General features: G+C 64.9%; 26 protein-coding genes. 15 read left to right on the forward strand and 11 right to left on the reverse strand.

Features of this window, described 5'->3' with window-relative positions; all coding sequences use genetic code 11:
• Positions 1-20: 20 nt before the first annotated feature.
• The 4 genes from paaC to paaI form a co-directional block, all read right to left on the reverse strand.
• Positions 21-857 carry a 1,2-phenylacetyl-CoA epoxidase subunit PaaC gene (gene paaC, locus Q4G50_RS07100; protein WP_303376954.1) on the reverse strand — a complete coding sequence of 279 codons (837 nt, stop codon included), beginning with the start codon at positions 855-857 and terminating at the stop codon, positions 21-23.
• A complete protein-coding gene (paaB, locus tag Q4G50_RS07105) occupies positions 854-1,144 on the reverse strand; it encodes a 1,2-phenylacetyl-CoA epoxidase subunit PaaB (RefSeq protein WP_303376955.1) in 291 nt (96 codons plus the stop codon). The genes paaC and paaB overlap by 4 nt, the downstream gene beginning before the upstream one ends.
• A gap of 35 nt (positions 1,145-1,179) precedes the next feature.
• The gene (gene paaA / locus Q4G50_RS07110) at positions 1,180-2,154 is read right to left on the reverse strand and encodes a 1,2-phenylacetyl-CoA epoxidase subunit PaaA (protein ID WP_303376956.1); all 975 of its coding nucleotides are present in this window, start codon (positions 2,152-2,154) and stop codon (positions 1,180-1,182) included.
• A 144-nt stretch (positions 2,155-2,298) separates the two neighbouring features.
• Positions 2,299-2,730: a hydroxyphenylacetyl-CoA thioesterase PaaI gene (paaI, locus tag Q4G50_RS07115; RefSeq protein WP_303376957.1), complete on the reverse strand. Its 432-nt coding sequence runs from the start codon at positions 2,728-2,730 to the stop codon at positions 2,299-2,301.
• Between the two features lie 211 nt (positions 2,731-2,941).
• Here paaI and Q4G50_RS07120 point away from each other — a divergent pair, with 211 nt between their 5' ends.
• The 3 genes from Q4G50_RS07120 (at position 2,942) to Q4G50_RS07130 (ending at position 6,509) form a co-directional block, all read left to right on the forward strand.
• Positions 2,942-3,547 carry a TetR/AcrR family transcriptional regulator gene (locus Q4G50_RS07120; protein ID WP_303376958.1) on the forward strand — a complete coding sequence of 202 codons (606 nt, stop codon included), beginning with the start codon at positions 2,942-2,944 and terminating at the stop codon, positions 3,545-3,547.
• Positions 3,548-3,816: 269 nt separating this feature from the next.
• Positions 3,817-5,121, forward strand: coding sequence for an AMP-binding protein (locus tag Q4G50_RS07125; RefSeq protein WP_303376959.1), 1,305 nt, complete (start codon positions 3,817-3,819; stop codon positions 5,119-5,121).
• A 44-nt stretch (positions 5,122-5,165) separates the two neighbouring features.
• Positions 5,166-6,509: an MFS transporter gene (locus Q4G50_RS07130; RefSeq protein ID WP_303376960.1), complete on the forward strand. Its 1,344-nt coding sequence runs from the start codon at positions 5,166-5,168 to the stop codon at positions 6,507-6,509.
• A 30-nt stretch (positions 6,510-6,539) separates the two neighbouring features.
• Here Q4G50_RS07130 and Q4G50_RS07135 read toward each other — a convergent pair whose 3' ends face one another.
• A complete protein-coding gene (locus tag Q4G50_RS07135) occupies positions 6,540-8,054 on the reverse strand; it encodes an NAD(P)H-hydrate epimerase (protein WP_303376961.1) in 1,515 nt (504 codons plus the stop codon).
• Positions 8,055-8,063: 9 nt separating this feature from the next.
• A complete protein-coding gene (locus Q4G50_RS07140) occupies positions 8,064-8,873 on the reverse strand; it encodes an Fpg/Nei family DNA glycosylase (protein WP_303376962.1) in 810 nt (269 codons plus the stop codon).
• A 108-nt stretch (positions 8,874-8,981) separates the two neighbouring features.
• On the opposite strand from Q4G50_RS07140, the gene Q4G50_RS07145 reads away from it, so the two are divergent.
• The 3 genes from Q4G50_RS07145 to Q4G50_RS07155 all read left to right on the forward strand — a co-directional run bounded on the left by Q4G50_RS07145 (position 8,982) and on the right by Q4G50_RS07155 (position 12,979).
• Positions 8,982-10,421 (forward strand): ATP-binding protein, encoded by a 1,440-nt coding sequence (locus Q4G50_RS07145; protein ID WP_303376990.1) that lies wholly within the window; start codon positions 8,982-8,984, stop codon positions 10,419-10,421.
• A 129-nt stretch (positions 10,422-10,550) separates the two neighbouring features.
• A complete protein-coding gene (locus Q4G50_RS07150; RefSeq protein WP_303376963.1) occupies positions 10,551-12,044 on the forward strand; it encodes a DUF1846 domain-containing protein in 1,494 nt (497 codons plus the stop codon).
• Between the two features lie 29 nt (positions 12,045-12,073).
• Positions 12,074-12,979, forward strand: a complete 906-nt coding sequence (locus Q4G50_RS07155; protein ID WP_303376964.1) for a rhodanese-related sulfurtransferase — start codon at positions 12,074-12,076, stop codon at positions 12,977-12,979.
• Here the strand turns inward: Q4G50_RS07155 and Q4G50_RS07160 are convergent.
• The 4 genes from Q4G50_RS07160 to Q4G50_RS07175 are packed head-to-tail and all read right to left on the reverse strand — an operon-like array spanning position 12,976 to position 16,116.
• Complete coding sequence (locus tag Q4G50_RS07160) at positions 12,976-13,506, reverse strand: hypothetical protein (protein WP_303376965.1); 531 nt, start codon at positions 13,504-13,506, stop codon at positions 12,976-12,978. The two genes, Q4G50_RS07155 and Q4G50_RS07160, sit on opposite strands and share 4 nt — an antisense overlap.
• Before the next feature lie 22 nt (positions 13,507-13,528).
• Complete coding sequence (locus tag Q4G50_RS07165) at positions 13,529-14,479, reverse strand: universal stress protein (RefSeq protein WP_303376966.1); 951 nt, start codon at positions 14,477-14,479, stop codon at positions 13,529-13,531.
• Positions 14,480-14,525: 46 nt separating this feature from the next.
• A complete protein-coding gene (locus Q4G50_RS07170) occupies positions 14,526-14,987 on the reverse strand; it encodes a MarR family winged helix-turn-helix transcriptional regulator (RefSeq protein ID WP_303376967.1) in 462 nt (153 codons plus the stop codon).
• A 37-nt stretch (positions 14,988-15,024) separates the two neighbouring features.
• Positions 15,025-16,116 carry an inositol-3-phosphate synthase gene (locus tag Q4G50_RS07175; RefSeq protein WP_303376968.1) on the reverse strand — a complete coding sequence of 364 codons (1,092 nt, stop codon included), beginning with the start codon at positions 16,114-16,116 and terminating at the stop codon, positions 15,025-15,027.
• A gap of 116 nt (positions 16,117-16,232) precedes the next feature.
• On the opposite strand from Q4G50_RS07175, the gene Q4G50_RS07180 reads away from it, so the two are divergent.
• The 9 genes from Q4G50_RS07180 to Q4G50_RS07220 all read left to right on the forward strand — a co-directional run bounded on the left by Q4G50_RS07180 (position 16,233) and on the right by Q4G50_RS07220 (position 24,682).
• The gene (locus Q4G50_RS07180; protein ID WP_303376969.1) at positions 16,233-16,616 is read left to right on the forward strand and encodes a DUF5318 family protein; all 384 of its coding nucleotides are present in this window, start codon (positions 16,233-16,235) and stop codon (positions 16,614-16,616) included.
• Positions 16,617-16,792: 176 nt separating this feature from the next.
• A complete protein-coding gene (locus Q4G50_RS07185; protein ID WP_303376991.1) occupies positions 16,793-18,886 on the forward strand; it encodes a transglycosylase domain-containing protein in 2,094 nt (697 codons plus the stop codon).
• Positions 18,887-20,257, forward strand: a complete 1,371-nt coding sequence (locus Q4G50_RS07190; protein ID WP_303376970.1) for a glycosyltransferase family 87 protein — start codon at positions 18,887-18,889, stop codon at positions 20,255-20,257. It abuts the gene before it with no gap.
• Positions 20,254-20,454, forward strand: coding sequence for a hypothetical protein (locus tag Q4G50_RS07195; RefSeq protein ID WP_303376971.1), 201 nt, complete (start codon positions 20,254-20,256; stop codon positions 20,452-20,454). Before Q4G50_RS07190 ends, Q4G50_RS07195 begins: the two co-directional genes overlap by 4 nt.
• 126 nt (positions 20,455-20,580) lie before the next feature.
• Entirely contained in the window at positions 20,581-20,868 is a 288-nt protein-coding gene (gene rpsF / locus Q4G50_RS07200; RefSeq protein WP_303376972.1) for a 30S ribosomal protein S6, read from the forward strand.
• A gap of 66 nt (positions 20,869-20,934) precedes the next feature.
• A complete protein-coding gene (locus tag Q4G50_RS07205; protein WP_303376973.1) occupies positions 20,935-21,534 on the forward strand; it encodes a single-stranded DNA-binding protein in 600 nt (199 codons plus the stop codon).
• A 66-nt stretch (positions 21,535-21,600) separates the two neighbouring features.
• Entirely contained in the window at positions 21,601-22,053 is a 453-nt protein-coding gene (gene rplI / locus Q4G50_RS07210; RefSeq protein ID WP_303376974.1) for a 50S ribosomal protein L9, read from the forward strand.
• A 515-nt stretch (positions 22,054-22,568) separates the two neighbouring features.
• Positions 22,569-24,026, forward strand: a complete 1,458-nt coding sequence (gene dnaB / locus Q4G50_RS07215; protein ID WP_303376975.1) for a replicative DNA helicase — start codon at positions 22,569-22,571, stop codon at positions 24,024-24,026.
• 155 nt (positions 24,027-24,181) lie between these two features.
• Positions 24,182-24,682: a PadR family transcriptional regulator gene (locus Q4G50_RS07220; RefSeq protein WP_303376976.1), complete on the forward strand. Its 501-nt coding sequence runs from the start codon at positions 24,182-24,184 to the stop codon at positions 24,680-24,682.
• On the opposite strand, the gene Q4G50_RS07225 is transcribed toward Q4G50_RS07220, so the two are convergent.
• On the reverse strand, positions 24,648-25,832 hold the full coding sequence (locus Q4G50_RS07225; protein ID WP_303376977.1) for an MFS transporter: 1,185 nt from the start codon (positions 25,830-25,832) through the stop codon (positions 24,648-24,650). The genes Q4G50_RS07220 and Q4G50_RS07225 overlap by 35 nt on opposite strands.
• Positions 25,833-25,892: the final 60 nt, after the last annotated feature.

Raw genomic sequence — 25,892 nt, forward strand, 5'->3', positions numbered from 1 at the left:
CGGATGAGCGGGCAGGGGGACTACCAGGTGGCGCCGGGATGCTTGCGGGCGAAGACCTGCAGCTCGGCGAGAATGTAGCCGCGCTGCTCGGAGAAACGACCGGTGCGCTGGCCGGACATGGCCTGCGGGGTGGTCGGAACCTCCAGCTGGGCGGTGTCGAGGACGTGCTTGATGCGCTCGTCGAAGTCGGCGCGCAGGGAGGACGGCAAAACCGCGATGCCCTGCTCTGCGAGCTGCTGGTGGATCTCCAGGTCCTCGAAGAGCTCATCGACGTAGGGCCACATGTAGAACAGGCCCTCCTCGATGCGGTGCTTGGACTCCTCGGTACCCAGGCCCAGGCGCAGAATCCACTGGTTAGCGTGGTCGACGTGGTACTCGACCTCCTTGACCGCCTTCGCGGCGATCGCGGCGATGGTCTCGTCGGTGGACTCCAGCAGTGCCGTGTACAGGCCGTACATGTAGTAGGAGGCCAGCAGCTGGCGGGCGATGGTCTGGCCGAAATCGCCGTTCTCCTGCTCCATGAGGCGGGCGGAGCGGTACTCCTCCTCCTCGCGGAAGTAGGCGAGATCGTCCTCGGACTTGCCCCAGGCGGTGCCGGCGTAGGAGTAGAGGAAGCGGGTGTGGCCGATGAGGTCCAGCGCGATGTTGGCCAGCGCGATGTCCTCCTCCATCTCCGGTGCGCGGGAGATCCACCAGCTCAGACGCTGGCCGAGCATGAGGGCATCGTCGCCGAGCATCGCGGCGTAGGTGGCGACGTCCTCGGTGGCCTGGGCGCCGGAGACCTGGATGTCCTCGGCGGTGAGGGAGTCACCCTGGGTCTGACGGGTCGCGGAATCCGCGGAAGCGAAGCTGCTCACAGGTGCGGCACCCCTTCGGACTTGTCGTAGTAAGTGGCGTGGCGGTAGTTCTTACCGGACGCGGACTCGAAGTAGCCGCCCTTGGAATCCGGGTCGGAGGAGGTCACGGCCTCAGTCGGGACGACCCACACAGAGGTGCCCTCGTTGCGGCGGGTGTACAGGTCGCGCGCGTTGCGCAGGGCCATGGTGGCGTCCGGGGCGTGGAGGGAACCGGCGTGAACGTGGGAGAGGCCACGGGAGGAACGGACGAAGACCTCCCACATCGGCCAATGCTGCTGATCAGACATCTGTGGATTACTCCTTATATATAGGTGTGGTGCCGTTAAGCGATGAGCTGGGAGTCGGCGGTCTGGTACTTCTCGGAGTACGCGGCTGCGGCCTCGCGGACCCAGGCGCCGTCGTTGAAGGCCTGGCGGCGACGCTGCATGCGCTGGACGTTGCAGGGGCCGGCACCCTTGATGGCGGAGTAGAACTCGCTCCAGTCGAGCTCGCCGAAGTCGTAGTGACCGCGCTCCTCGTTCCACTTGAGGTCCGGGTCCTCGAAGGTCAGACCCAGTGCCTCAGCCTGGGGGACGATCATGTCGACGAAGCGCTGGCGCAGCTCATCGTTGGAGAAGCGCTTGATGTTCCAGTTCATGGACTGCTGGGAGTTCGGGGAGTCGTTGTCCGGCGGGCCGAACATCTGCAGGGCCGGGCCGTAGAAGCGGTTGATGGCTTCCTGCGCCATCTGCTTCTGCTCCGGCGTGCCGTTGGAGAGCTCGTAGAGGATCTCCCAACCCTGGCGCTGGTGAAAGGACTCTTCCTTGCAGATGCGGACCATCGCACGGCCGTAGGGTGCATAGGACGCACGGCACAGCGGGACCTGGTTGGCGATGGCGGCGCCGTCGACCAGCCAGCCGATGGCTCCGATGTCGGCCCAGGTGCGGGCCGGGTAGTTGAAGATGGAGGAGTACTTTGCGCGGCCCTCGAGCAGCTGGTCGACGAGCTCGTCGCGGCCGGTCTGGAGGGTCTCGGCGGCGGAGTACAGGTAGAGGCCGTGGCCGGCCTCATCCTGGACCTTCGCGATGAGAATGGCCTTACGCTTCAGGGAGGGGGCACGGGTGATCCAGTTGGCCTCCGGCTGCATGCCGATGATCTCGGAGTGTGCGTGCTGGGAGATCTGGCGGGTCAGGGTCTTGCGGTAGGCGGCGGGCATCCAGTCGGTGGGCTCGATGCGGGAGTCTTCCGCGATGAGGCGGTCGAAGTTCTCCTGCCCGGCCGCATCGGCGGGAGAGGGGTTTGCGGTGGCGGTGGTCATCGGTGTTCCTTCGTTCGGGTGAAGTTCGACAACGGTCTCGTCGGCATTTAATAACCGATCGTTCGGTCAGTATATGGGGACAGTGTGATCCATGTCAATGGCGTAGATCACTTTCTTGTCTGGGGGCCCGGTCTCGGGGGTAAGCTAGACGGCCTTGACCACGCGGGATGTCCCGCGGAACTCCGCGATGACGGTGCCGTTTACGGTCAGGGTCACATCAGTGATCCCGTTGCGGCCCCAGGTGCGGCGCTCGATGGCGTGGCCCTCGACGAGATCTCCCTCGCGTGCGGGGGCGATGTAGTGGATGCCGACCTGGGCGGCCACTGCGATGTTGCCGGTCGAGTTGCAGGCGCCGGCGAAAAGCGAGTCGGCGAAGGTGAACAGGTAGCCGCCTTGGGCGGTCTTATGTCCGTTGCACATGTCGGGACGAATGGTGAAGTGGCCCTTCGCCTCGCCGTCGCCGATGTGGGTGATCACCATGCCGAGTCCGGCGGAGGCGTTGTCCTCCTCGAACATTGTGCGGACGTGGTCGTACTTGTCTCCCTCGGCGACGCCGGGTGCGAGTAGCTGGCTCATGTGGAACTCCTGGGGTGGTGGCGGAATGTGTATAATTGCAGTTCAGGGGCCTGTTTGGAGCCCGCTGGCGCAGAAATACCGCCCGATCGGTCGGTATTAAGCGGCCAGTGTACGTGATCGGAGTCACTTTGTGGGGTGAACTCAATACAATTCCGCCTGGTGGTGTCACGTACACTTTCCCCTGCAGTACGGAGCCGAAGGAGATATCACCATGCCGTCAACTCAAGCCGCAGGCCGCGGGCGGCCGGGATATGCCCGGGATGAGGTCATCCGTATCGCCGTCGAAGAGTTCAACGCTCGGGGGTATGAGGCGACGTCGATGGGGGCCCTTGCGGAGCGGCTCGGGCTGAGCAAGTCTGCGATCTACCACCACGTCACCTCGAAGGAGGAGATCCTCGTCGAGGCGACGGACAAGGCGCTCGAGGAGCTGACGGCCGTCGTTGAGGGGGCCCTTGAAGCTTCGGATGACCCGGTGGAGCAGCTGCACCTGCTCGTCGGCGGAACTACCCGCGTCCTGTGTGAGTATCCCGCCTATGTGCGACTGCTCCTGCGGTTGCGCGGGAACACTGACGCGGAGCTGGCGATCATGGAACGCCGCCGGGGTATCACCCGGGCGCTGGTTGATGTGGTCGAGCGCGCCCAGGAGGAAGGTTCACTGCGCACTGACCTTGCGGCTGGGGTCGTCGCACGTCTCATCTTCGGCATGATCAACTCGATCGTGGAGTGGTATTCCCCGGAGGGGCGCTACCTGCCAGCTGACTTGGCCGCGATCACTCCCGAGATGGTGTTCACCGGCATTGTGCGGCCGCGGTCATAACCGGGGTGGGGTAAGGGGGTATTTGAGGGTGCAGGTCACTGACCTGCACTTTTTTGTTCTTCGGGGGTAGGGGGCGGGGCTTTTGTTGTGGGCTGGCAGATTTTTATCCCTCAATGTGTTGCAAGTTACAGTGCCCTAGCTGTAACCTCTGTCACATGCTACTGACCGAGTGGTCGGTTAGTTAATAGCATTCACACATCTGCTCACCAACGGCTCCGGCCCCCACGCTGCCCCCTGGGCCGTAGGAGCCGTAGGAAAGGACAATCTCCGTGGCTTCCTCGACGGACATCACCTCCACGATCAACGGTCCCCAGACCAGCATTGAGTACGCGTCTCGAGACGAGCTGACCGCTCTGCAGACCGAGCGCATGAAGAACTCTCTGCGCCACGCCTACTACAACGTCCCGCACTACCGTAAGGCGTTCGACGAGAAGGGCGTCCACCCGGACGACTTCAAGGAGCTCAAGGACATCGCCCTGTACCCGTTCACGGACAAGGCAGTTCTCCGCGAGAACTATCCGTTCGGTATGTTCGCGGTTCAGAAGCACCAGGTAGCGCGTATCCATGCCTCCTCCGGCACCACCGGCCAGCCCACCGTCGTCGGCTACACCCGCAACGACATCGAGAACTGGGCCGATCTCGTCGCCCGCTCCCTGCGCGCCGGCGGTGTCCGCCCGGGTGACCGCGTCCAGGTGACCTTCGGATACGGCCTGTTCACCGGCGGTCTGGGCCTGCACTACGGCGTCGAGAAGCTCGGTGCCACCGTCATTCCGATGTCCGGCGGCCAGACCGACAAGCAGCTCGAGATCATGCGTGACTTCGAGCCGGACGCCATCGTCGGCACCCCGTCCTACATGCTCAACGTGCTCGACCGAATGCGCGCCAACGGCATGGACCCGCGTGACTCCTCCATCCGCGTCGGTATCTTCGGCTCCGAGCCGTGGACCGAGGGAATGCGCCAGGACCTGGAGACCGGCTTCGGCATCGACGCCACCGACATCTACGGCCTCTCCGAGGTCATGGGCCCCGGCGTCGCCCAGGAGTGCATCGAGACCAAGGACGGACTGACCGTCTGGGAGGACCACTTCTACCCGGAGATCCTGAACCCGGACACCCTCGAGCCGGTGCCGGATGGTGAGCTCGGTGAGCTGGTGATCACCCCGATCACCAAGGAGGCCTTCCCGGTCATCCGTTACCGCACCCACGATCTCACCCGTCTCCTGCCGGGTACGGCCCGCTCCATGCGTCGCCTGGACCGCATCAGCGCCCGTAACGACGACATGATCATCCTCCGTGGCGTGAACTGCTTCCCGACCCAGTTCGAGGAGCTCATCACGATGGACAAGAACCTCCGCCCGCGCTACCAGTGCGTCCTCACCAAGCGTGGCCGCATGGACCACCTGACGCTGGTCGTCGAGCATGCCCCGGGCCGCACCCCCGACGAGATCGTCTACTCGCAGTTCAACCTGCGCAAGCTGATCAAGGACCGCATGGGTGTCACTGTCGACGTCGATGTTGTCGATCAGGTCGACAGCGGCGAGGGCAAGGCCAAGCGCATCGTCGATAACCGCTAACTAAGCGACACCCACCTCTTCCACCCCACAGAAAGCCCACCGCGATGACCAACGACACTCTCGCCTCCGGCACAGCCGGCACCGGGACCACTCAAGATCCCCAGCCGATCACCGCCGAGCACCGCCGTGTCCTCTCCGGCGCCATGGTCGGTACCACCATCGAGTGGTTCGACTTCTTCATCTACGCCCAGGCAGCGGCGCTTATCTTCGCCGCCCAGTACTTCAACCCCGCCTCCAACGAATCCGCGACGATGGCCCAGATCATCTCCTGGGCGTCTCTGGGCATCTCCTTCCTGTTCCGCCCCCTCGGCGCCATCATTGCCGGCCACCTCGGTGACCGACTGGGGCGCAAGCCGGTCCTGGTGATCACCCTGGTGGGTATGGGTGGCGCGACCGTGGCAATGGGTCTGCTGCCCACCTACGCGCAGATCGGTATCGCAGCGCCGATCATCCTGGTCTTCCTGCGTATCCTGCAGGGCCTGTCCGCCGGTGGTGAGTGGGGCGGCGCCGCACTGCTCGCCGTCGAGCATGCCCCGGTCCACCGCCGTGGTTACTTCGGTTCCTTCCCGCAGGTCGGCGTCCCCGCCGGCATGCTGCTGGCCACCCTGTTCATGCTGGTGCTGTCCGCGACCCTGACTACCGAGCAGTTCGAGGCCTGGGGTTGGCGTGTGCCCTTCGTCTCCTCGCTGGTTCTGATCATCGTCGGTTTCCTCATCCGCCGCCTGGTGGAGGAGTCCCCGGTGTTCTCCGAGCTGCAGGAGCTGAAGAAGAAGTCCTCCGCACCGCTGGCCCAGCTGTTCAAGCACCACACCGGCAAGGTCGCCCTGGCCGCCCTCATCTTCGCCGGCGTCAACGCCGCGGGTTACCTGGCCATCGCCTACATCGTCTCCTACGGCACCAACGTCGTCGGCTATGACCGCACCACCACCCTGGCCGTCACCGCCGCCACCGCGATCTCCTGGATCGCCGCCACCCTGGTCTTCGGCGCGCTGTCCGACACTCTCGGACGTAAGCAGGTCTTCGCGCTCGGTTACATCGGCTCGATCCTGTGGGCCATCCCGACCTGGCTGCTTGTCGATACCGGCAACGTCGCGCTGTTCATCATGGGCATGGTTGTCCTGGGCATCCTCCTCGGCTCGACCTACGGTCCGCAGTCCGCGCTCTACGCCGAGATGTTCCCGGCCGACGTCCGCCTCTCCGGTGTCTCCATCGGCTACGCGATCGGTTCCATCATCGGTGGTGCCTTCGCCCCGATGATCGCCGCCCTGCTTCTCGACGCCACCGGTACCTCCCTGTCCATCGGCATCTACATCGCCGTGGTCTCCCTCATCTCGCTCATCGCGGTTCTCAACGTTCCGCGTGGCATCCAGGGCAAGTCCCTGCACTAGGAGTTCCGGCACGAAGACCGCGTCACCGTTTCACGGTGACGCGGTTTTTGCTGTCGCCTGCGGGATGGCTTCCGCGATGCGGGAGGCGGAGGTGGGGGCGGGGCCGTCGACGGTCTGAGCGGAGAGCCACGCGGCGTTGCCGTGGATGCTGGTGGCTTCCAAGACTCCGGGCAGCCCGGCGCGGGCGATCCACGCACCGGCGAGGCCGGCGAGAACGTCACCGGAGCCGGGGGTCGCGGCCCAGGAGGAGCCGGCATCGACGGTGGTGAGCGCGTCGTCGAGGCAGATGATGGTGCGGCGGCCCTTGAGGAGGACGGCGCAGCGTAGCTCCGCGGCGAGAGCGCGCACCGCGCGCAGCGGGTCGGTGCTTGCCTCCGGGAGGTCGCCGATCGCCTCGGCTAGTCGGGTGAATTCACCGGCATGGGGAGTGAGTAGAGCGTCGCCGTCGCGGGAACGCAAGGCGGCGCGCAACTTAGGGGATTGGGCGAGAAGGGTGATGGCGTCGGCGTCGATAAGCAGGGGTTCGGGGCGGGCGAGCAGCTCGGCGAGCTCCGCGGCGGCGGCCTCGTCGGTACCGCGACCGGGGCCGACAACCCAGGCCTGGACGCGGCCGGTACTGGCAACGTCCCCGGAGATCACCACCTCCGGAACCTCCCGGACGATATCGCGGCCCAGGGGGCCGACGTAGCGGACCATCGAGCTGGTGGCGCGGACCGCAGCAATGGTCGTGAGGTAACCGGCGCCGGGGTAGGTCTCCGAACCGGCGCATACGCCGAGGACCCCGCCGGAGTATTTATCGTCGTCCGCGCCGGGTTCGAGCGGGACGCCCGAATGGACCGCGGCGAGGTCGATGAGGGGGAAAGGCCACTCGCGGCTCGGTGGGAGGGCGCGGAAAGTGAAGATCGGCCGGTGTGCGCGTAGCAGGGATGTCCCCAGCTCACCGGCCTCGTTGCCGATGTCAGCGACCAGTACCTCCCCGCACACGGTGCTCACCGCATGGGCATGGCGCAGGCCGCCGAAGGTGACGGTGACATCTGCGGTGATGTGATGCGCGGGGCAAGCGCCCGTATCGGCATCCACGCCGGAGGGCACATCGACAGCGACGATCGGCGCCTCCACCTCCTCCAACCAGGCGCCCAGCGCAGGGGAGAGCCCACCGGAACCGCCGATGCCGAGGATGCCGTCGATGATCAGATCCCAGGAAGCCGGATCAGGAAGCTTATCGTGGATAGTGCCCCCGGCCTGGTCGAAGGCGGCCAGGGCGCGCTCGTGCACGCGGCCCTCGCGGCCGAGGAGGACGGCGTCGACGTGGTGGTCCGCCGCCAGTTCAGCCCCGGCATAAAGTGCGTCACCGCCGTTGCCTCCCGCGCCGACGAGCAACAGGACCTGCGGATCGCGCATCTCCTTCAGCAATGTCCGCGCGGCGAGGGCCACGGCGTGAGCGGCCTGGCGCATGAGCTGGTCGTCGGCGGACTGGGCGTCGAGAAGCACCTGCTCACAGGCGCGGATGACGGAGACGGGGTACGCGGCACTGGGCAGGATCATGTCCCCAGGCTACGCCTGGCACGAGGGACACCAGAAGAGATTGCGGCCCTCCATGACCCGCTGGCTGATCGGCGCGCCGCAGACATAACAGGGCAGGCCCGCGCGGCGGTAGACGTACACCTCGCCGCCGTGATCATCCTTCCGGGGTTCACGCGCCATCGCCTCCGGAGTGTGTTCCGGGCGGACGGTATCGATGCGCCCGGTTTCCACACCCTCCGCCATCAGCCCCACGAGGTCCGCCCAGATGCTGTCGAACTCGTTGCGTTCCAGCTGCGTGCCGGGCCGGAAAGGGGAGATACCCAGGCGGAAGAGGGTTTCCGCGCGGTAGATGTTGCCCACCCCGGCGAAGAGCTTCTGGTCCATGAGCTGCGAGCCGATGCTGCGCCGCGAACGGTGGACACGTGCCCACAGAGCCTCCGGGTCGGCGTCATCGCGGATGGGATCCTCACCGGATTTCGCGCGGATCGCCGCGTACTCCTCATCGGTGATCAGCCGGCAGGCCTGCGGCCCGCGCAGGTGGGCGGCCTGCTCACCGTCACTGATGCGCAGGCGAATCTGCCCGGTCTGCTCCGCCGCCGGCTCGAACTTCAACTGCCCGATCAACCCAAGATGGATGTAGACGATGTGCTCCGGGTGCGGGGTATCGAAATCGATGAACAAATGCTTGCCGACGGCCTCGGCGCGGGCGATGCGGGCGGCGTCGATAAGCGATGCCTCGGCGGCGAAACGCCCCTGCGGGGACGTCACCTCCACTTCGTCGCCGGTGAAGCGGGCGTTCAGTTCGCGGGCGAGACGGTGGAGCACATGACCTTCGGGCATGGACAACATTGTAGTCATCGCAGGTGACAGGGCATAAACTGTGCGCAGCTGCGCACATCCCACTTAACATCCCACTGAACATCCCCCTCAACATCCCACATTGTTATGTTGGGTGTTATGTTGAGTGGGAAGTTGGAGGGCACCATCGCGCAGCTGCGGTTGATCGGTACCGATAAGCAGCGGGTGGAGGTCAAAAGCGGCGTAGGGAAGAACATCCGCGAGACTCTGAGTGCCTTCTCCAACTCCGGTGGTGGGTTGATCATCATCGGCCTCTCCGAAGCTGATGGGTTCGTGCCGGTGGAGGGTTTCAACGTACGGAAGGCGCAGGACGAGCTGATTTCCCGATGTGAGCAGCTCATCCCGGTGGTCCGCCCGGAAGTGGAGATCGACCATATTGATGGCGCTCCGGTCCTCGTGGTCACCGTCCCGGAGATGCCCGCCTACGACAAGCCCTGCTATATCGCTGAACAGGGCCGTTATCGCGGCAGCTACCGACGCACGGGGGACGGTGACCTGCGGCTCGAGCAGTACGAGGTGGATCGGCTCGTCGAGGAACACGCACAACCCCGGTGGGATGAGGAACCTGTCGAGGAGGCGCAGGTCGATGATCTCGATCCGGACATCCTGCAGCCCTATCTCAGCGGGCAGCGGGCGCTGCGGCCTAAATCTTTTGCACATGGCGAGGCCCAGGCCCTCAAGTACCTGCGGGTGACCAAGGACGGGCATGTGACGTTGGCTGCCCTGTTGGCGATGGGTGAGTATCCGCAGGAGTTCTTTCCCCGGTTGACGGTGACATTCGCAGTGTTTCCCGGCACCTCCAAAGGTGATGTGACCACGGGAATCAGGCTGCTGGACAGCGCCACCCTAGGCGGGCCGATCCCGGAACTGGTGGATTCGGTGGTGGAGATGGTCAACAAGAACATGCGCACGGGCGGTCTCATCGGGGATACGTTCCGCACCGAACTGCCGGACTATCCGCTGGTGGCGGTGCGCGAGGCTGTCGTCAACGCGCTCAAGCACAGAGACTATTCGCCCAGCGCCCGCGGCACGCAGGTGCAGGTGAACATGTTCGTCGATCGGCTGGAGATAACCAATCCCGGGGGACTGTTCGGCGCGGTGACAGTGCAGTCGCTCGGGGAAGCGGGAGTAAGTTCTACCCGCAACCAACGTCTGGCGACTTTCCTGGAGACCGCGGCTTTCCCCAGCGGGGGCGCGGTCGCGGAGAATCGTGGCACGGGAATCGCGGTCATCCAGTCTTCGCTGGCGCAGGCTCTCATGCCCGTCGCGGAAGTACAGAACTCGCTCACGCATTTCACAATTGTGTTCCGGCGTCGCAAGGTTGCTCCTGCGGAACGCTATGGGACTGCGCGGGAGCAGGTCCGGGAGATCCTCTGGAACCGGGAGAGCGCGAGCACAACCGAGTTGGTGGAACAGACAAAGCTGAGCCGCACCGCGATCCAGAAGGCGGTTAATGAACTTATCGACGCCGGCGATGTCGAGCCGACGGAGCCGCCCCGCAGCCCCAAGCAGCGTTACCGCCGAACATAACACTCAACATCCCACTTAACATCCCACAGTGTTATGCCGAGTGGGATGTTAGGTGGGAAGCTCGGGGAGGGGTGTTGGCGGTAGAGTCAATGCAGTCAGATCCATCACCACGCAGGGGACGAAAAACGCATGCCGCACAAGATCGGATTCGATCGCGAACGCTACATCGAGATGCAGTCGGAGCACATCAACGCCCGACGCGCGGAGATCGGCGGCAAGCTCTATCTGGAGATGGGCGGCAAGCTTTTCGACGACATGCACGCCTCCCGCGTCCTGCCCGGTTTCACCCCGGACAACAAGATCGCCATGCTCGAGCGGATCAAGGACGACCTGGAGATCATCGTCTGTCTCAACGCCAAGGACCTGGAGCGGCAGAAAGTCCGCGCCGACCTGGGTATTCCTTATGAGGAGGATGCCCTGCGCCTCATCGACGTGTTCCGCGAGCGCGGCTTCCTCGTCGAGCACGTGGTGATGACCCAGCTCACCGACGACAACCCCCTCGCCCACGCGTTCATGGATCGTCTGCAGCGCCTCGGGATGAAGGTCTACCGCCACCGTGTCATCCCCGGCTACCCGACGGATACCCGCCGCATCGTCTCCGAGGAGGGCTTCGGCGTCAACGATTATGTGGAGACCAGCCGCGACGTCGTGGTGGTCACCGCGCCGGGGCCCGGCTCCGGCAAGCTCGCCACCTGCCTGTCGCAGGTGTACCACGAGTATCAGCGGGGGGTGAAGGCCGGTTACGCCAAGTTCGAGACCTTCCCCATCTGGAACCTGCCCCTGGAACACCCGGTCAACCTCGCCTACGAGGCAGCCACCGCGGACCTCGACGACATCAACGTCATCGACCCTTTCCACCTCTCCGCCTACGGCCGTCAGGTGACCAGCTACAACCGCGACGTCGAAGTTTTTCCTCTGCTGCGCACCCTCCTGGAGACCCTGGCCGGTGACAGCCCCTACCAGTCGCCGACGGACATGGGCGTCAACATGGTCGGCTACTGCATCTCCGACGACGAGGTCTGCCGCGAAGCCTCCCGCCAGGAGATCGTCCGCCGCTACTACAAGGCGCTTGTCGACGAACGCCGCGACGACCTCGACGACGTCGTCTCCTCCCGCATCGGCATGGTCATGTCCAAGGCACGCACCACGGTGGAGGATCGCCGGGTCGTCGCCCCCGCGCTGGCGGTCGCCGAGCAGACCGGGGAACCCGGCTCCGCCATGGAGCTGGCCGACGGCACCATCATCACCGGCAAGACCACCCCCCTCCTGGGCTGCTCCGCCGGCATGCTGCTCAACGCCCTCAAGCACCTGGCCGGCATCGACCGCGAGCAGCACCTGCTCTCCCCGGAGTCGATCGAGCCGATCCAGACACTGAAAACCGAACACCTCGGCTCCCGCAACCCGCGCCTGCACACCGACGAGGTGCTCATCGCCCTGTCAGTCTCTGCGGCGAGCAGCGACGAGGCGCGCCGGGCCCTGGCCGAACTGAAGAACCTCCACGGATGCGAGGCCCACACCACCACCATCCTCGGTTCGGTGGATGAGGGCATCTTCCGCAACCTCGGCGTACTGGTCACCTCCGAGCCGGAGTACTGGCGCAAGTCGCTGTACCGGAAGCGTTAGCCCGATGGCCACGGGATAGAATCACCCCCGTGGCCATCAGCAAAATCCTCCTGTACTACCGCTTCACCCCGATTGCCGATCCGAAGGCGGTGATGCTGTGGCAGCGTGACCTGTGCGAGTCGCTGGGGTTGCGCGGCCGCATCCTCATTTCCGAGCACGGTATCAACGGCACCGTCGGCGGTGACATTGATGCGTGTAAGCGCTACATCCGCAAGACGCGCGACTACCCGGGCTTCAAGGACATGGAGTTCAAGTGGTCGGAGGGCGGGGCGGAGGATTTCCCGAAGCTGAGCGTCAAGGTGCGCGATGAGATCGTCGCGTTCAATGCGGCGGGGGAGATCAAGGTGGATGAGGACGGCATCATCGGCGGTGGCGTGCATCTCAAGCCGGAGGAGGTCAATTCCCTGGTGGAAAAGCGCGGGGAGGATGTGGTCTTTTTTGATGGTCGTAATGCGATGGAGGCGCAGATCGGCAAGTTCCGTGACGCAGTCGTCCCAGATGTGACCACCACGCATGATTTCATCGATGAGCTGGAATCCGGCAAGTATGACTGGATGAAGGATAAGCCGGTGGTCACCTACTGCACGGGTGGTGTGCGCTGTGAGATCCTCTCCTCCCTCATGCTCAACCGGGGGTTCAAGGAGGTTTACCAGATCGACGGTGGCATCGTCCGCTACGGCGAGAAGTACGGCAACGCGGGCCTGTGGGAGGGCTCGCTGTATGTCTTCGACAAGCGGATGCACATGGAGTTCGGGGAGGATTACGCCGAGCTCGGCCACTGCATCCACTGTGACGGCCACACGAACAACTTCATCAACTGCCTCAATGAGGACACGTGCCGCCGCCAGGCGCTGGTGTGTGAGACATGTGCGGCGCAGCCCGCGACCGCGCATTGTGGTCGTGCGGACTGCGCCGAGGTGGCGGCGGAAGCTTAGTCGCTCAGTGCCATGATGAGGATCTGCCAGGTCTGCAGCATCCACATCATGGCGAAGGGGATGAGCACCCAGAAGATGCCCATCCAGGGGCGCCAGCGGGTGTAGCTGTTGAGCTTGCGCACCATGATGATGGCGCAGCCGATGACGCCGCCCATGGCGAAGGTGCTGGTGATGATCGGCCACCAGATCTGCGCGGAACGGGTGCACAGCCAGGCGGCTTCCCCGGCGTCGCAGAGCGGGCCGCCCATGAGGCGGGTGAAAAGCGCCATGACGAAACCACCGCCGGCGGTCAGGGCCATCGTGCCGAACATCCAGGTCAGGGCTTGCCGGGTGGAGCGGCGGTTACGTTCCTGCTGAATGACGGGGTCGGTGGAGGAGGCGAGCTCCTCGGCGGTCTGCGGTTCCGGGGGGCGGCGGTTGTGGAAGTCGGCGTCCTGGGTGAGATCGTTTTCCGGGTGGTCCAGGAAGTTGCGCCAGTTGGGGCGCCCGGAATCCTGGCGGGGGGAATCGTTCTCGGGGTGACTCATGGCTTCAACCTTAGACCCGTCGTCAACTCCTCGACGTCGGGTGGATGAGCACCGGCATGTGGACGTGGCGCAGGAACTCGGTGGCGGTGGAGCCGACGAACACCCGCTCCAGCGCGCCGGGCGTGGTGGAACCGAGGATGAGCAGGTCGCCCTTGCGCCACTTCAGGGCGTCGATCGCGCCGGCCCAACCGGTGCCGGAGCCGAGGTCCGATTCGACCTCCAGGTTGGGGTGTGCCTCGGCGATGACGTCGTGGCTGCGGTCGAGGACGGCGAGGGAGTGTTCGCGCCATTCGTCGATAAGCTCGCGCGAGAAGTCGAGCTTGTCGTGGAAAGGCTGGTCCGCGATGCCGGAGGGGGAGAAGGCGAGCACACGCATCTCTACGCCCCATTCTTCGGCGAGGTCCGCGGCGTAGTGGAGGGAGGGATCGTTCTCGTCGATCTCGGTTTCCAGGAACGCGTAGTTGACGCGGGTGACGCCGCGTTTCGACAGGCGTACCGCGCGCGGTGCGAGGCCCAGCGGCACGGGGGAGGAGTGCAGAAGCGCGTCGGCAGTAGAACCGGCGATGAACCGGCCCTTCGGGGCGGTTGCCCCTGAGCCGAGGATGATCAGGTGGGCCCCGAACTCGGCGGCCGCCTCGCTGATGAGCAGCGATTCGGAGGGCCCGTCGAGGAAGAGGGAGAATTGCTCATCCCACGATTGCTTATCGACGCCCGCGTCATTCAGCGCCCGCTTCACCGCAGTTTCGCAGGCTTCCGCCTGCTTTCGGATCCATTTCCGGTACTTGCCGCCGAGGCGGCTCAACGACGTGGCAGGCCACGGTCGGGACAGGGTGGACACGACACGGATGTGCACGTCGGTGGTGCGGCTGAGCCAGGCGGCGAAGTCAATCGCCTCCGTGCCGCGGGAATCGGGCCGCCAGGCCACGAGGATGCGGGCGGGGGAGTCAGCGTCTGCGAGGAAGGGAGATGCCATGTAGGGAAGGGGTGTGGGGGACGGAAACAGTGCCTATTATCCCAGCTCACCCTTTGTGGCTGTCAATGAGGTCAGCGCCATAGCTGTCCGCGAGCTTGTTGATAATGTCGGTCAGTTCGTGGACGCGGGCGAGGTCCTCCTCATCAAGGGTGCCGAGCATCTCCGCGAGGTACTTCGTCCGCTCCTCACCGACCCGCTCCAGCTCGCTGGCGCCCAGCTGGGTGAGCTGGACCCGCACTCCGCGGCGGTCCTGCTCATCGCGGATACGCTCGACGAGTTGACGCTGCTCCAGCTGGTGCAGCGCGTTGGAGGCGGTGGGCATACGGATGCCCTCCTCGCGGGCGATCTGGCTGATCCGCGAGGGGCCGTTGTCCTGCAGGCGGGCCATGATGGACAACTGCGGGCCGGTCAGATCGGATTGTTCGGCAATGCGGAAGTACATGACGTACAGCTTCGTCATTGCCGGACGAATCCGGGCGGCGATGTCCTCGGGGGTCGGTTCACTCATGTGACCCATACTAGACACCTTTGCCCGGGAAACCGACCTAATCTTCAGCGCCGATGATGAAAGCCTCGAGCTTCGCGCGGGCATCCTCATCACCCATCTGCACCGGCGGGGACTTCATCAGGTACGCCGAAGCGGGCAGGACCGGGCCAGCGACCTTGCGGTCGAGGGCGATCTTGGCGGCGCGGACGGCGTCGATGATGATGCCGGCGGAGTTCGGGGAATCCCACACCTCGAGCTTGTACTCCAGGTTGAGCGGCACCTCACCGAAAGCGGTGCCCTCCAGGCGGACGTAGGCCCACTTGCGGTCATCGAGCCACTCGACGTAGTCGGAAGGGCCGATGTGGACATTGCGGTCGTTGACCTTGCCGGCCAGCGGGGACTCCACCAGGTTGGAGGTGACGGCCTGGGTCTTGGAGATCTTCTTCGACTCGAGGCGGTCGCGGTCGAGCATGTTCTTGAAGTCCATGTTGCCGCCCACGTTGAGCTGCATGGTGCGCTCGAGGCGGACACCACGGTCCTCGAAGAGCTTCGCCATCACGCGGTGGGTGATGGTGGCACCGACCTGGGACTTGATGTCATCGCCGACGATGGGCAGACCAGCGTCGATGAACTTCTGGGCCCACTCCGGATCGGAGGCGATGAACACCGGCAGGGCGTTGACGAAGGCACATCCAGCGTCGATGGCGGCCTGCGCGTAGAACTTATCGGCCTGCTCGGAACCAACCGGAAGGTAGGAGACGACGACGTCCACCTCGGCGTCGATAAGCGCCTGCGCGACATCAACGGCGTCCGCGCCGGACTCCTCGACGGTCTCCATGTAGTGCTTGCCCAGACCGTCGAGGGTCGGGCCGCGCTGGACGGTGACGCCGGTGGCCGGGACGTCGGCGATCTTGATGGTGCAGTTCTGGGACGCCTCGATGGCGTCGGCGAGGTCGGTGCCCACCTTGGCTGCATCGACGTCGAAAGCGGCGACGAACTCCACGTCGGAGACGTGGTAGTCACCGAACTGCACGTGCATCAGGCCCGGCACCTTCTCCTCGGCGGGGGTGTCCTTGTAGAACTCCACACCCTGGACCAGCGATGCGGCGCAGTTGCCCACACCGACGATTGCCACACGAACCTTGCTCATATTCCGTTCACTCCTTGTGTCAGGTTATTCAACGGTCCATCGTATGTTGGCGTGTGCACAAAGTGGGTATCGGGGCGCGGCAGGATCGATCAAGAAGATGCGTAGACTCACCGGCAATGAGTGCCAAGCAACCCGCAGACATCGTCTACCGCAACGAGGTCTCCCACCGCTTCGCCCGCGCCGACCTCCTGCGTCGCTGGCGGGCCAATGAAGTCACCCGCGATGAGGTGTGCGACGCCGACTTCCTGCTGGTCACCGCCGCTCAATATCACGGTCGACCGGCCGGACAGCCCTGCCCGGTGTGTGATTCTGAAGACCTGCGGATCGTGCAGTGGATCCACGGCGAGCAACTCGGCCGCATGGCCGGCACCGCGCGTGACGACGATGAAATCGCCCGCATCGCCGCCAGCGGCAAAGATGTGACCGTCCACACTGTCGAGGTGTGTCCGCGCTGTCGCTGGAACCATCTCCTCACCGCCGTCACCGCCACCCGGGCGTGACATTTCGGCGGCGAACCTGCGGAAAGATTCCCCATCCGGGCAAAGGGGAAGTAGTGTTCACGGGTGTAACAACCCTCCAACAGTGATCACAGTGGGGACAACACGTGTCAGAGAAGAACAACACCAGCTCCAAGCACAAGGAGAAGGATCAGGCACCGCGCAGCAGGCGACGGACCATCCTGTACTCGGTGCTCGGTGCACTGCTCGCGCTCATCCTCCTCCCCCTGGGTGTCTTCCTCGTCGCATACGCCACGGTCGAGGTGCCCGAGCCGGAGGAACTGACCTCCGCGCAGGTTTCCTCCATCTACGCCTCCGATTCTTCCACGGAACTCGCCCGCGTCGTCCCGCCGGAGGGTAACCGCCGCCAGGTGTCGCTGGAGCAGGTGCCCGAATCCCTGCAGAACGCGGTGCTGGCGGCCGAGGACCGTGAGTTCTGGACCAACAAGGGCTTCTCTTTCACCGGTTTCGGTCGTGCCGTCATCGGCCAGCTCACCGGCAACCCCTCCGCCGGTGGTGGCTCCACGATCACGCAGCAGTACGTCAAGAACGCGCTCGTCGGCGACGAGCACTCCTATGTGCGCAAGGCCCGTGAGCTGGTCTACTCCGTGAAGATGACCAACCAGTGGTCCAAGGAGGAGATCCTCGCCGCCTACCTCAACACCGTCTACTTGGGCCGTAACGCCTACGGTGTGGAGGCCGCGGCGACCGCCTACTTCGACAAGCCCGTCTCCGAGCTGAGCACCGAGGAAGGGGCGGTGTTGGCCGCCACCATCCAGCTGCCCAGCCAGCTGGAGCCGTGGACCAACCCGGAGGGCGCGCAGACCCGCTGGAACTACGTCCTCGACGGCATGGTCGACATGGAGGTCCTGCCCGCGCAGGAGCGCGCCGGGATGGACTACCCGCAGACCCGCGACCCGGCCGACTACTCCGCCTACACCGAGGCCACCGGCACCAACGGCATGATCAAGAACCATGTCATGGAGGAGCTGGAGAAGGTCGGCATCACCGAGACGGATGTGACCACCCGTGGCCTGCGCATCACCACCACCATCGACATAAAGGCGCAGGACGCCACCGTGGAGGCAGTGCGCGCCAACCTGGCTTCGCTGCAGGAGGATGCGCGTGCCGGTGTCGCTGCGGTCGAACCGGGCACCGGTGCGGTCCGCGCCTACTACGGCGGTGAGGATGCCGCCGGTTGGGACTACGCCAACGCCGCCCTGCAGACCGGCTCCACCTTCAAGATCTTCGGCCTGGCCGCCGCCCTGCAGCAGGGCATTCCGCTCAGCGCCGTGTACGACTCCTCCCCGGTGCGTCTGCCCGGTGGTATCACCGTCACCAACGCGGGCGGGGGCGGCGGTGGGTACACTACCATCGCCGATGCCCTCAAGCACTCCTACAACACCAGCTTCATCCGCCTGCAGGAGGATCTGACCAACACCACGCAGGACACCGCCGACATGGCCCACGCTTTGGGCATGGCGACGTCCCTGCCGGGTATTGAGACGACCCTGCGCGAGAACGGCGGCCAGCCCTACGAGGGCATCATCCTGGGCCAGTACCAGTCCCGCCCGCTCGACATGGCCACCGCCCTGGCCACCCTGGCCAACCGCGGCGTGTGGCACGAGACCCACTTCGTCGAGCGCGTGGAGACCTCCGAGGGTGAACTGCTCTACCAGCACGAGGCCGGTGAGGGTGAGCGTCGCGTGTCCGAGGTCGTCGCAGACAACCTGCTCTCCGCCATGGCTCCGGTGGCCGCGTACTCCAACGGCAACGTCCTGGCCGGGGGACGCCCCTCGGCCGCGAAGACCGGTACCGCCCAGCTCGGCGACACCGGCCTGAACAAGGATGCCTGGATGATCGGTGCCACCCCGCAGTTGGCCACCGCCGTGTGGGTGGGCACCGCCGACAACACTTCCGCCATCTTCAACACGTGGGGTGGCAACATGTACGGCGCGAGCTCCCCGGCCAGCATCTGGAAGGCCTCGATGGACGGTGCCCACGAGGGCAAGGAGATCGAGTACTTCAACACTCCCGGCCCGATCAACTTCGGCACCGGCATTCCCTCGGGCGGCAACGGCCTGAGCTACGTCCCGGCGCCGCCGCCGACGGCCGCGCCTGCCCCGGCTCCGGAAGCGCCGGAGGAGCAGCCGACGGAAGAGGCCCCGGAGGACTCCGCCCCGGAGCCGGCCCCCGCACCGCCGGCTATTGACCTGCCGCCAGCCCCCGACAGCATCGAGATCCTGCCGGGTCTCACCCTCGACCTGCCCTAGGTGGTCACGCAACTTAAGCGACGCTCCCCGGCGCTGACCGAACCGGTCGCCCGGGGGGTTGTCGGCTTTCTGGGTGGCCCGGTGGGCCGTTTCGCCGCGGTGGGACGTCAGCGGTGGTGGACGCCTGTGCGGGTGCTCATCTCCGTGGCTCTGGTGTTCTGCTCCTTCGGCTTCCTGTCGAAGGCGCAGTGCCTGCAGGGGGCGCGGGCGGAGGACGGGTCGGTGTTCCTCGACTGGTCGGGAAACCGGCAGTACATCGCCGCCTGTTACAACGACATCACCCCGCTTTACGGGGGCCGCGGTCTCGACGAGTCGGGTTTCCCCTACGCCTATTCGTGGGTGGAGGGGGATCTCACCCGCTACCTGGAGTACCCGGTGCTCGCGGGGCTGTTCCAGTGGCTGACCGGAACGCTCGCGCGCCTGACCTACCCGTTGGTGGAGCTCACCGGCTGGGCGGTGCCGGAGGCGTCCTGGTTCTTCGCGCTCACCGCTTTGTTGATGTCGGCGATGTGGGTGTTCACCATCCGGCTGGTCGCGGATATGGCGGGCCACCGCATCTGGGACACGGTGCTGGTGGCGGCGTCCCCGCTGGTGATCGTCCACGCGTTCACGAACTGGGACATCCCCTCGATAGCGCTGGCGGTGGCGGGGATGCACGCGGCGTCGAGAAGCAGGTTTGGCCTGGCGGGCCTGTGCATCGGGCTGGGTACGGCGTTCAAGCTGTGGCCGCTGTACCTGCTGGGGGCGTATCTGGTGTTGGCGATCCGGGAGTGTCGCTACGCGCCGTTCCTGCGGATGCTGGGTGCCGCGGCCGGTTCGTGGCTGGTACTCAACGTGCCGGTCATGCTGGCCTACCCGGAAGGTTGGGGCGAGTTCCTGCGCCTGAACAGCGAGCGCGGTTATGAGTGGACCACCATCTACGCGATCATCGGCCGCGAGCTACCTTTCCCGGGCATGGCGGTTCCGGTGCTCAACGTCGTCTCCTTCGGCCTGTTCGCACTGGCCTGCCTGGGCATCCTCGTCCTCGGCCTGCGAGCCCCGGCTCGCCCCCGCGCAGTCGAGCTGATTTTCCTCATCGTGCTGGCGTTTCTGCTGTTCAACAAGGTGTGGTCGCCGCAGTACTCCTTGTGGCTGGTGGTTCCGGCAGTGCTCGCGCTGCCCCGTTGGCGGTTGTTGCTGTCGTGGATGCTTATCGACGCCGCCGTCTGGCCGCTGCTCATGTGGTACATGCTGGGCGCAGACAACATGGGCATTCCCCCGGAGCTTCTCGACGCCGCGCTCATCACCCGCCTCATCCTCCTCATCGTCATGGGCGCGCTGGTGGTGCGCCAGATGTGGCGGCGTGAGGGGGACGTAAGGTTGCAGGCATGAACACCGTCACCATCCTCGGCATCGGCTCCATCGTCATCGGCTTCTTGTGTATCGCCGCCGCGTTCCACACGTTCATGACGAAGAAGCCGGTCGGGTGGTCCGTCGGTTTCGGTATCACCGCCTTCTTCTTCGTCACTGTCATCCCCGTGTTCCTGGCCGTGTTCTTTGCGACGATGCCCGGCGATGTCACCCGCTGACGATTAACTCATTTCCCCCCGTTTGCGGTACGCTGCTGGGGTTGCTTGACGCAACAGACCCTCCTGTCACGCCCAATGGGGGCGTGGCCGAACCAAATTACTAGACCATAGGAGGTGATGAGGTCGATGCGTCACTACGAAATCATGATCATTCTGGATCCGACTCAGGATGAGCGCACCGTCGCCCCGTCCCTGGATAAGTACCTTGAGAATGTCCGCAAGGACAACGGCAAGGTCGAGAAGGTTGATGTGTGGGGCAAGCGTCGTCTTGCGTACCCGATCAACAAGAAGGAAGAGGGCGTGTACGCCGTCGTCAACCTCGAGTGCGAGTCTGCGACCGTGCTCGAGCTGGACCGCGTTCTCAACCTGAACGACACCGTCCTGCGCACCAAGGTTCTGCGCACCGACGCTTAAGAACGGATACTGGGTGGCAGGTAACAGCCTGACACCCCGGCCCGTCAACGAAAAGGTAAGAAGAACATGGCTATTGGAGATACCCCCATCACCGTCGTCGGCAACGTCGTCGCCGACCCTGAACTCCGTTTCACCCCCTCGGGTGCCGCGGTGGCCAATTTCCGCGTCGCCTCCACTCCCCGCGTCTTTAACCGTGACTCCGGGCAGTACGAGGACGGCGAGGCTTTGTTCCTCACCTGCAACGTCTGGCGCCAGGCAGCCGAGAATGTCGCCGAGTCCCTCACCAAGGGCATGCGTGTCATTGTCAACGGCCGCCTCAAGCAGCGCAGTTACCAGACGAAGGAAGGCGAGAACCGCACGGTCTTCGAGATTGAGGTCGACGAGGTCGGCCCGTCCCTGAAGTTCGCTTCCGCCCAGGTCAACCGCAACCCACGTGAAGGTGGCGGCAACTTCGGCGGAGGTAACTACGGTGGCGGCCAGCCCCAGCAGTCTCAGCAGCAGCGTGGCCAGCAGGCCCCGCCGCAGCAGTCTCAGTACCAGGGTGGTTTCGGCCAGTCCCAGCAGCAGGCACCCCAGCAGCCGCAGCAGCCCGCCAACGACCCGTGGGGTTCCGCCCCGCCGGCCGGTGGTTTCGGCGGTGCGGCCGATGACGAGCCTCCGTTCTGATCGAGCAGAATCTTTTCCACTCAACAGAACTTTCCCGACAGGGATGAACAACGAAAGGCAGGGATCATGAAGCTGATCCTCACCGCTGCCGTTGAGAACCTCGGTGACGCAGGAGACGTCGTCGAGGTCAAGAACGGCTACGGACGCAACTACCTGCTTCCCCGCGGCCTGGCCATTGTGGCCACCCGTGGTGCTGAGAAGCAGATCGAGGGCATTCAGCGTGCCCAGGAGGCTCGCGCCATCCGCGACCTCGACCACGCCCGTGAGGTCCGTGAGCAGCTCGAGCAGCTGTCCGGCGTGACCGTCCCGGTCCGTACCTCTGACTCCGGCAAGCTCTTCGGTTCCGTGAAGACCGACGACATCGCCGATGCAGTGAAGAAGGCCGGCGGCCCGACCCTGGACAAGCGCACCATTGAGCTGCCCAAGGGTCTTGTGAAGAAGACCGGTAACTACCAGGTCATCGTGAACCTCCACGACGACGTGACCGGCAAGATCAACTTCGAGGTCGTCGCCGCGTAATTTACGCCTGACGACGGCCGGGGTTGACCCGGCCCAACGACAACAGCCTTTGTCGACGCCCCGCGGAACGTGAACCGCGGGGCGTCGACATCTTTGTTTCTGTGGATAACTGTGGAGAAATGGGGATGATTCACCTGGCGGTCACCCCCCGGTTGCCGTTCTTTGGTGATTAGCGTGCTTATCGACGCCTGTCAAACGCCCTGCTGAGCGCAGTTATACACGGGCGGGGCCGGGTTGTTCACAGGTCCAATAATGGCCGTTATGCTGGGGTTTTGAGCGTTGAGTGAGTCTCGCCGTCGGAGGTTATCCACAAGTTGTCCACAGGCCCGGTGGGGTAGTGGGGGACTACGACGTCTGTTAACCTCGACTTATCCACAGGACATGTGGATAACCCGAGTTCTTTAGGGCGGGGGACCCTGTGGAATGAGCCGCGTCAAGCAATGACAGTGTGAGTTGTCCACAGGGGGCTGAGCAGCCGATTCGCGGTGTCCCAGTGGGCGGATAGACTGCGAGGCATGACTTCAGGTTTCGGTGACGCCAGCTTCGATGACGACTACGTACCTCCGTCCGAGCCGGATCAGCCGGAGGATCAGGGGGAGCGTTCCCCGGCGCGGCGTCGCAACCGTGGCAACTCCGGGCCTGCCTTCAGCGAGTACCGGCAGCCCCCGCACGACCGGGAGGCGGAGCAGGGCGTGCTCGGGGCCATGCTGCTCAGCCCGAACACCGTGGTGGAGATCATCGGCGAGCTGTCACCGGAAGATTTCTTCCACCCGGCGCACCAGTTAATCTTCACCGCGATGATCGACCTGTTCGGTGAGAGCAAGGACATTGACCCGGTCATCGTCGCTGGCCGCCTGGACCGGCATAACGATCTGGAGCGCGTCGGCGGCGCGCCGTACCTGCACACCCTCATTTCCTCGGTGCCCACCGCGGCCAACGCCCGCTACTACGCGGAGATCGTGGCGGAGAAGGCGATTCTGCGGCGCCTGGTGGATGCGGGGACGCGGGTGGTCCAGCTCGGCTACGAGGGCAATGAGGGCGCGGAAGTAGAGGCCGTCCTCGACATGGCGCAGCAGGAGGTCTTCTCCATTGCACAGAAGTCGGAGACCGAGGACTATGCGGTGCTCGCCGACATCATCGAACCGACGATGGAGGAACTCGACCAGATCGCCAACCTCGGTGGCCTGGCGCAGGGTGTGCCCACGGGCTTCGTCGATCTGGACAACCTCACTAACGGTCTGCACGGCGGCCAGATGATCATCGTCGCCGCCCGCCCCGGTGTGGGTAAGTCGACGATCGCGCTGGACTTCATGCGCTCATGTTCCATCAAGCACGGTAAGGCCTCGGCGATCTTCTCCCTGGAGATGAGTAAGTCGGAGATCGTCATGCGCCTCATGTCAGCGGAGACGTCCATCAAGCTTTCCGACATGCGCGCCGGCCGCATGACCGATGAGGCGTGGACGACCCTGGCCAACCGCGTCGGGCAGATCTCCGAGGCACCACTATTTATCGACGATTCCCCGAACCTGACCATGATGGAGATCCGCTCGAAGGCCCGTCGTCTCAAGCAGAAGCATGACCTGCAGCTCATTGTCATCGACTACCTGCAGCTGATGAGCTCGGGCAAGAAGGTCGAATCCCGTCAGCAGGAGGTCTCGGAGTTTTCCCGTCAGCTCAAGCTGTTGGCCAAGGAGCTCGATGTGCCGTTGGTGGCGATCTCGCAGCTCAACCGTGGCCCGGAATCCCGTACGGATAAACGTCCCCAGCTTGCGGATTTGCGTGAGTCCGGTTCGCTGGAGCAGGACGCCGACATGGTCATGTTGCTCTACCGTCCCGACTCGCAGGATCGGGAGGATCCGCGCGCGGGTGAGGCGGACATCATCCTGGCGAAGCACCGCGGTGGACCGATCGACACGGTGAGTGTGGCGCACCAGCTGCACTTCTCTCGTTTCGTCGATATGGCCCGCGGCTAGCGACAGGAAGAGTGCGCAGCTGCGCACTCTTTTTGGCGTGTGACCTGGGATGACGCCGCGAACCTCAGAAAGTAGCGATGCATCACTATTGACGTAGCGATATATCGCCGGTTATGGTGGGGTTGACATTCCGATATATCGAAAGGAACACGGATTTGTACGACATCACCATCAATCAGGGATTCAACGGCGATCGCTGCGGCCGACGGGGTCACCGCGGTCGCGGCCGCGGTGGGCGGGCCGGGCGCGGAGATCTGCGCCAGGTCATCCTCGTGCTACTGGCCGAGAAGCCGATGCACGGCTACCAGCTCATCGCCGAGATCGGCGAGCGCACCGACGGGGCCTGGACCCCCTCTCCGGGCGGGATTTACCCCAACCTCAGCCTCCTGGAGGACGAGGGTCTGATCACCATGTCGGTGGAACAGGGCCGCAAGCTGGCCACCCTCAATGCCCAGGGCCGCGCCCAGGTGGAGGCTCACCCCGAGTGGGCGAGCATCCTCGACGATTACCGCGAACGCTCCGATGAGGATCCCCGTGGCCGCTACGGCAGGGCTTTCCGGGAGCTGAAGGGGGCGGTGCGGGACGCCGGTGCGGATAAACACGATGACGTCGCCGATATCCTCAGTGCGGCCGCCCGGAAGATCCGCGGCCTTTAGCAACCCGCACCACCGGCGGAATCGACGCCACCGCGATGAGGGCACCCATGATGAACAGGGGTGGATAGCCCAGCGCCGGGCCGAGATAGGACAGGGCCAACGGGGCGAAGAAGCCCACGTAGGTCAATGAGTAGAAGACAGCCGTGGCAGCACCCAGCTCCGCGGGTGGTGCGATGAGCTTTACCTCCCGCAGGCCAGAGACCATCATGATGCCGTAGGCGGCGCCGAGGAGCACCGCCGCCACGATCACCAGCCAGGGCCACCGCGTCACCGCCACGGCGGTGGACACGAGCATGCCGGCGACCACGAAGCCGAGTCCGAGGATCGCGGGCGGCACCAGATCTGAACCGAAGCGCGTGGCCAAAGGCTGCACCAGGACACCGGTGGCCATGGTCACGGCGGCGATGACGCCGGTGAATGCCACCGTCCAGGACACCTGCTCACTCACCAGGGCGGTGAGGGTGGCAAAAGACGTTGACACCGCGCCGAAACCCCACGGCGCCCACGCTGCGACCGCCCATAAGAAGTCCCGCGACAACACGCTGCGGGAAAACAGTGCGCGACGGGCCTGCGTCTTGTGGGGTGCCCCGCCCGGAGTCATCCACACCACGGGTGCGATGAGGGTCAGCAGCCCCAGGTGCACCAGGTAGGGGAGGAGGTCCGGGTGGGGTAGAAACTGCGCGATGAGGCCACCGAGCAGGGGGCCACCGCCGAAGCCGAGGGATAGCGCGACGGTGGCACGTCGGGCGCCCACGTGCGCGGGGCCAGCGGATAATTCCTGGAGCCACGCGGCGCCCGCTGCCATTACCAGCCCGATTGCCACTCCGGCGATGAAACGGCCGAGTATCAGGGCCGCAAACGACCCCGTGGTGCCCAGCGCGAGGACCACCGACCCCACTCCACCCAAGATGAGCGCGGGGCGGATCAGGGCGCGCCGCCCTTGGGTGTCGGACAGTGGTCCGCCGATGAGCAGGGCCGGAACGAGGCCCAGGACGTAGATCGCCAGGAGGAACGTGACCTGGGGTTGACTGAGACCGGCGACATCCCGGTAGGCGGGCAGGAGGGGCGCGAAGACGTTGGCGCCGAAGGCGACGGTGAACATCCCGAGACCGACCCTGAGCCAGCTGCGGCTGGCGTCGATCCCGGACATTCTGCCTCCTAGGTGTGATCTGTGACTGCCCGCACAGTCTACGCGCCACTGTCGCTCAGC

Source organism: Corynebacterium sp. (genome assembly GCF_030538285.1).
In the GTDB taxonomy this organism is placed as follows: Bacteria; Actinomycetota; Actinomycetes; order Mycobacteriales; family Mycobacteriaceae; genus Corynebacterium.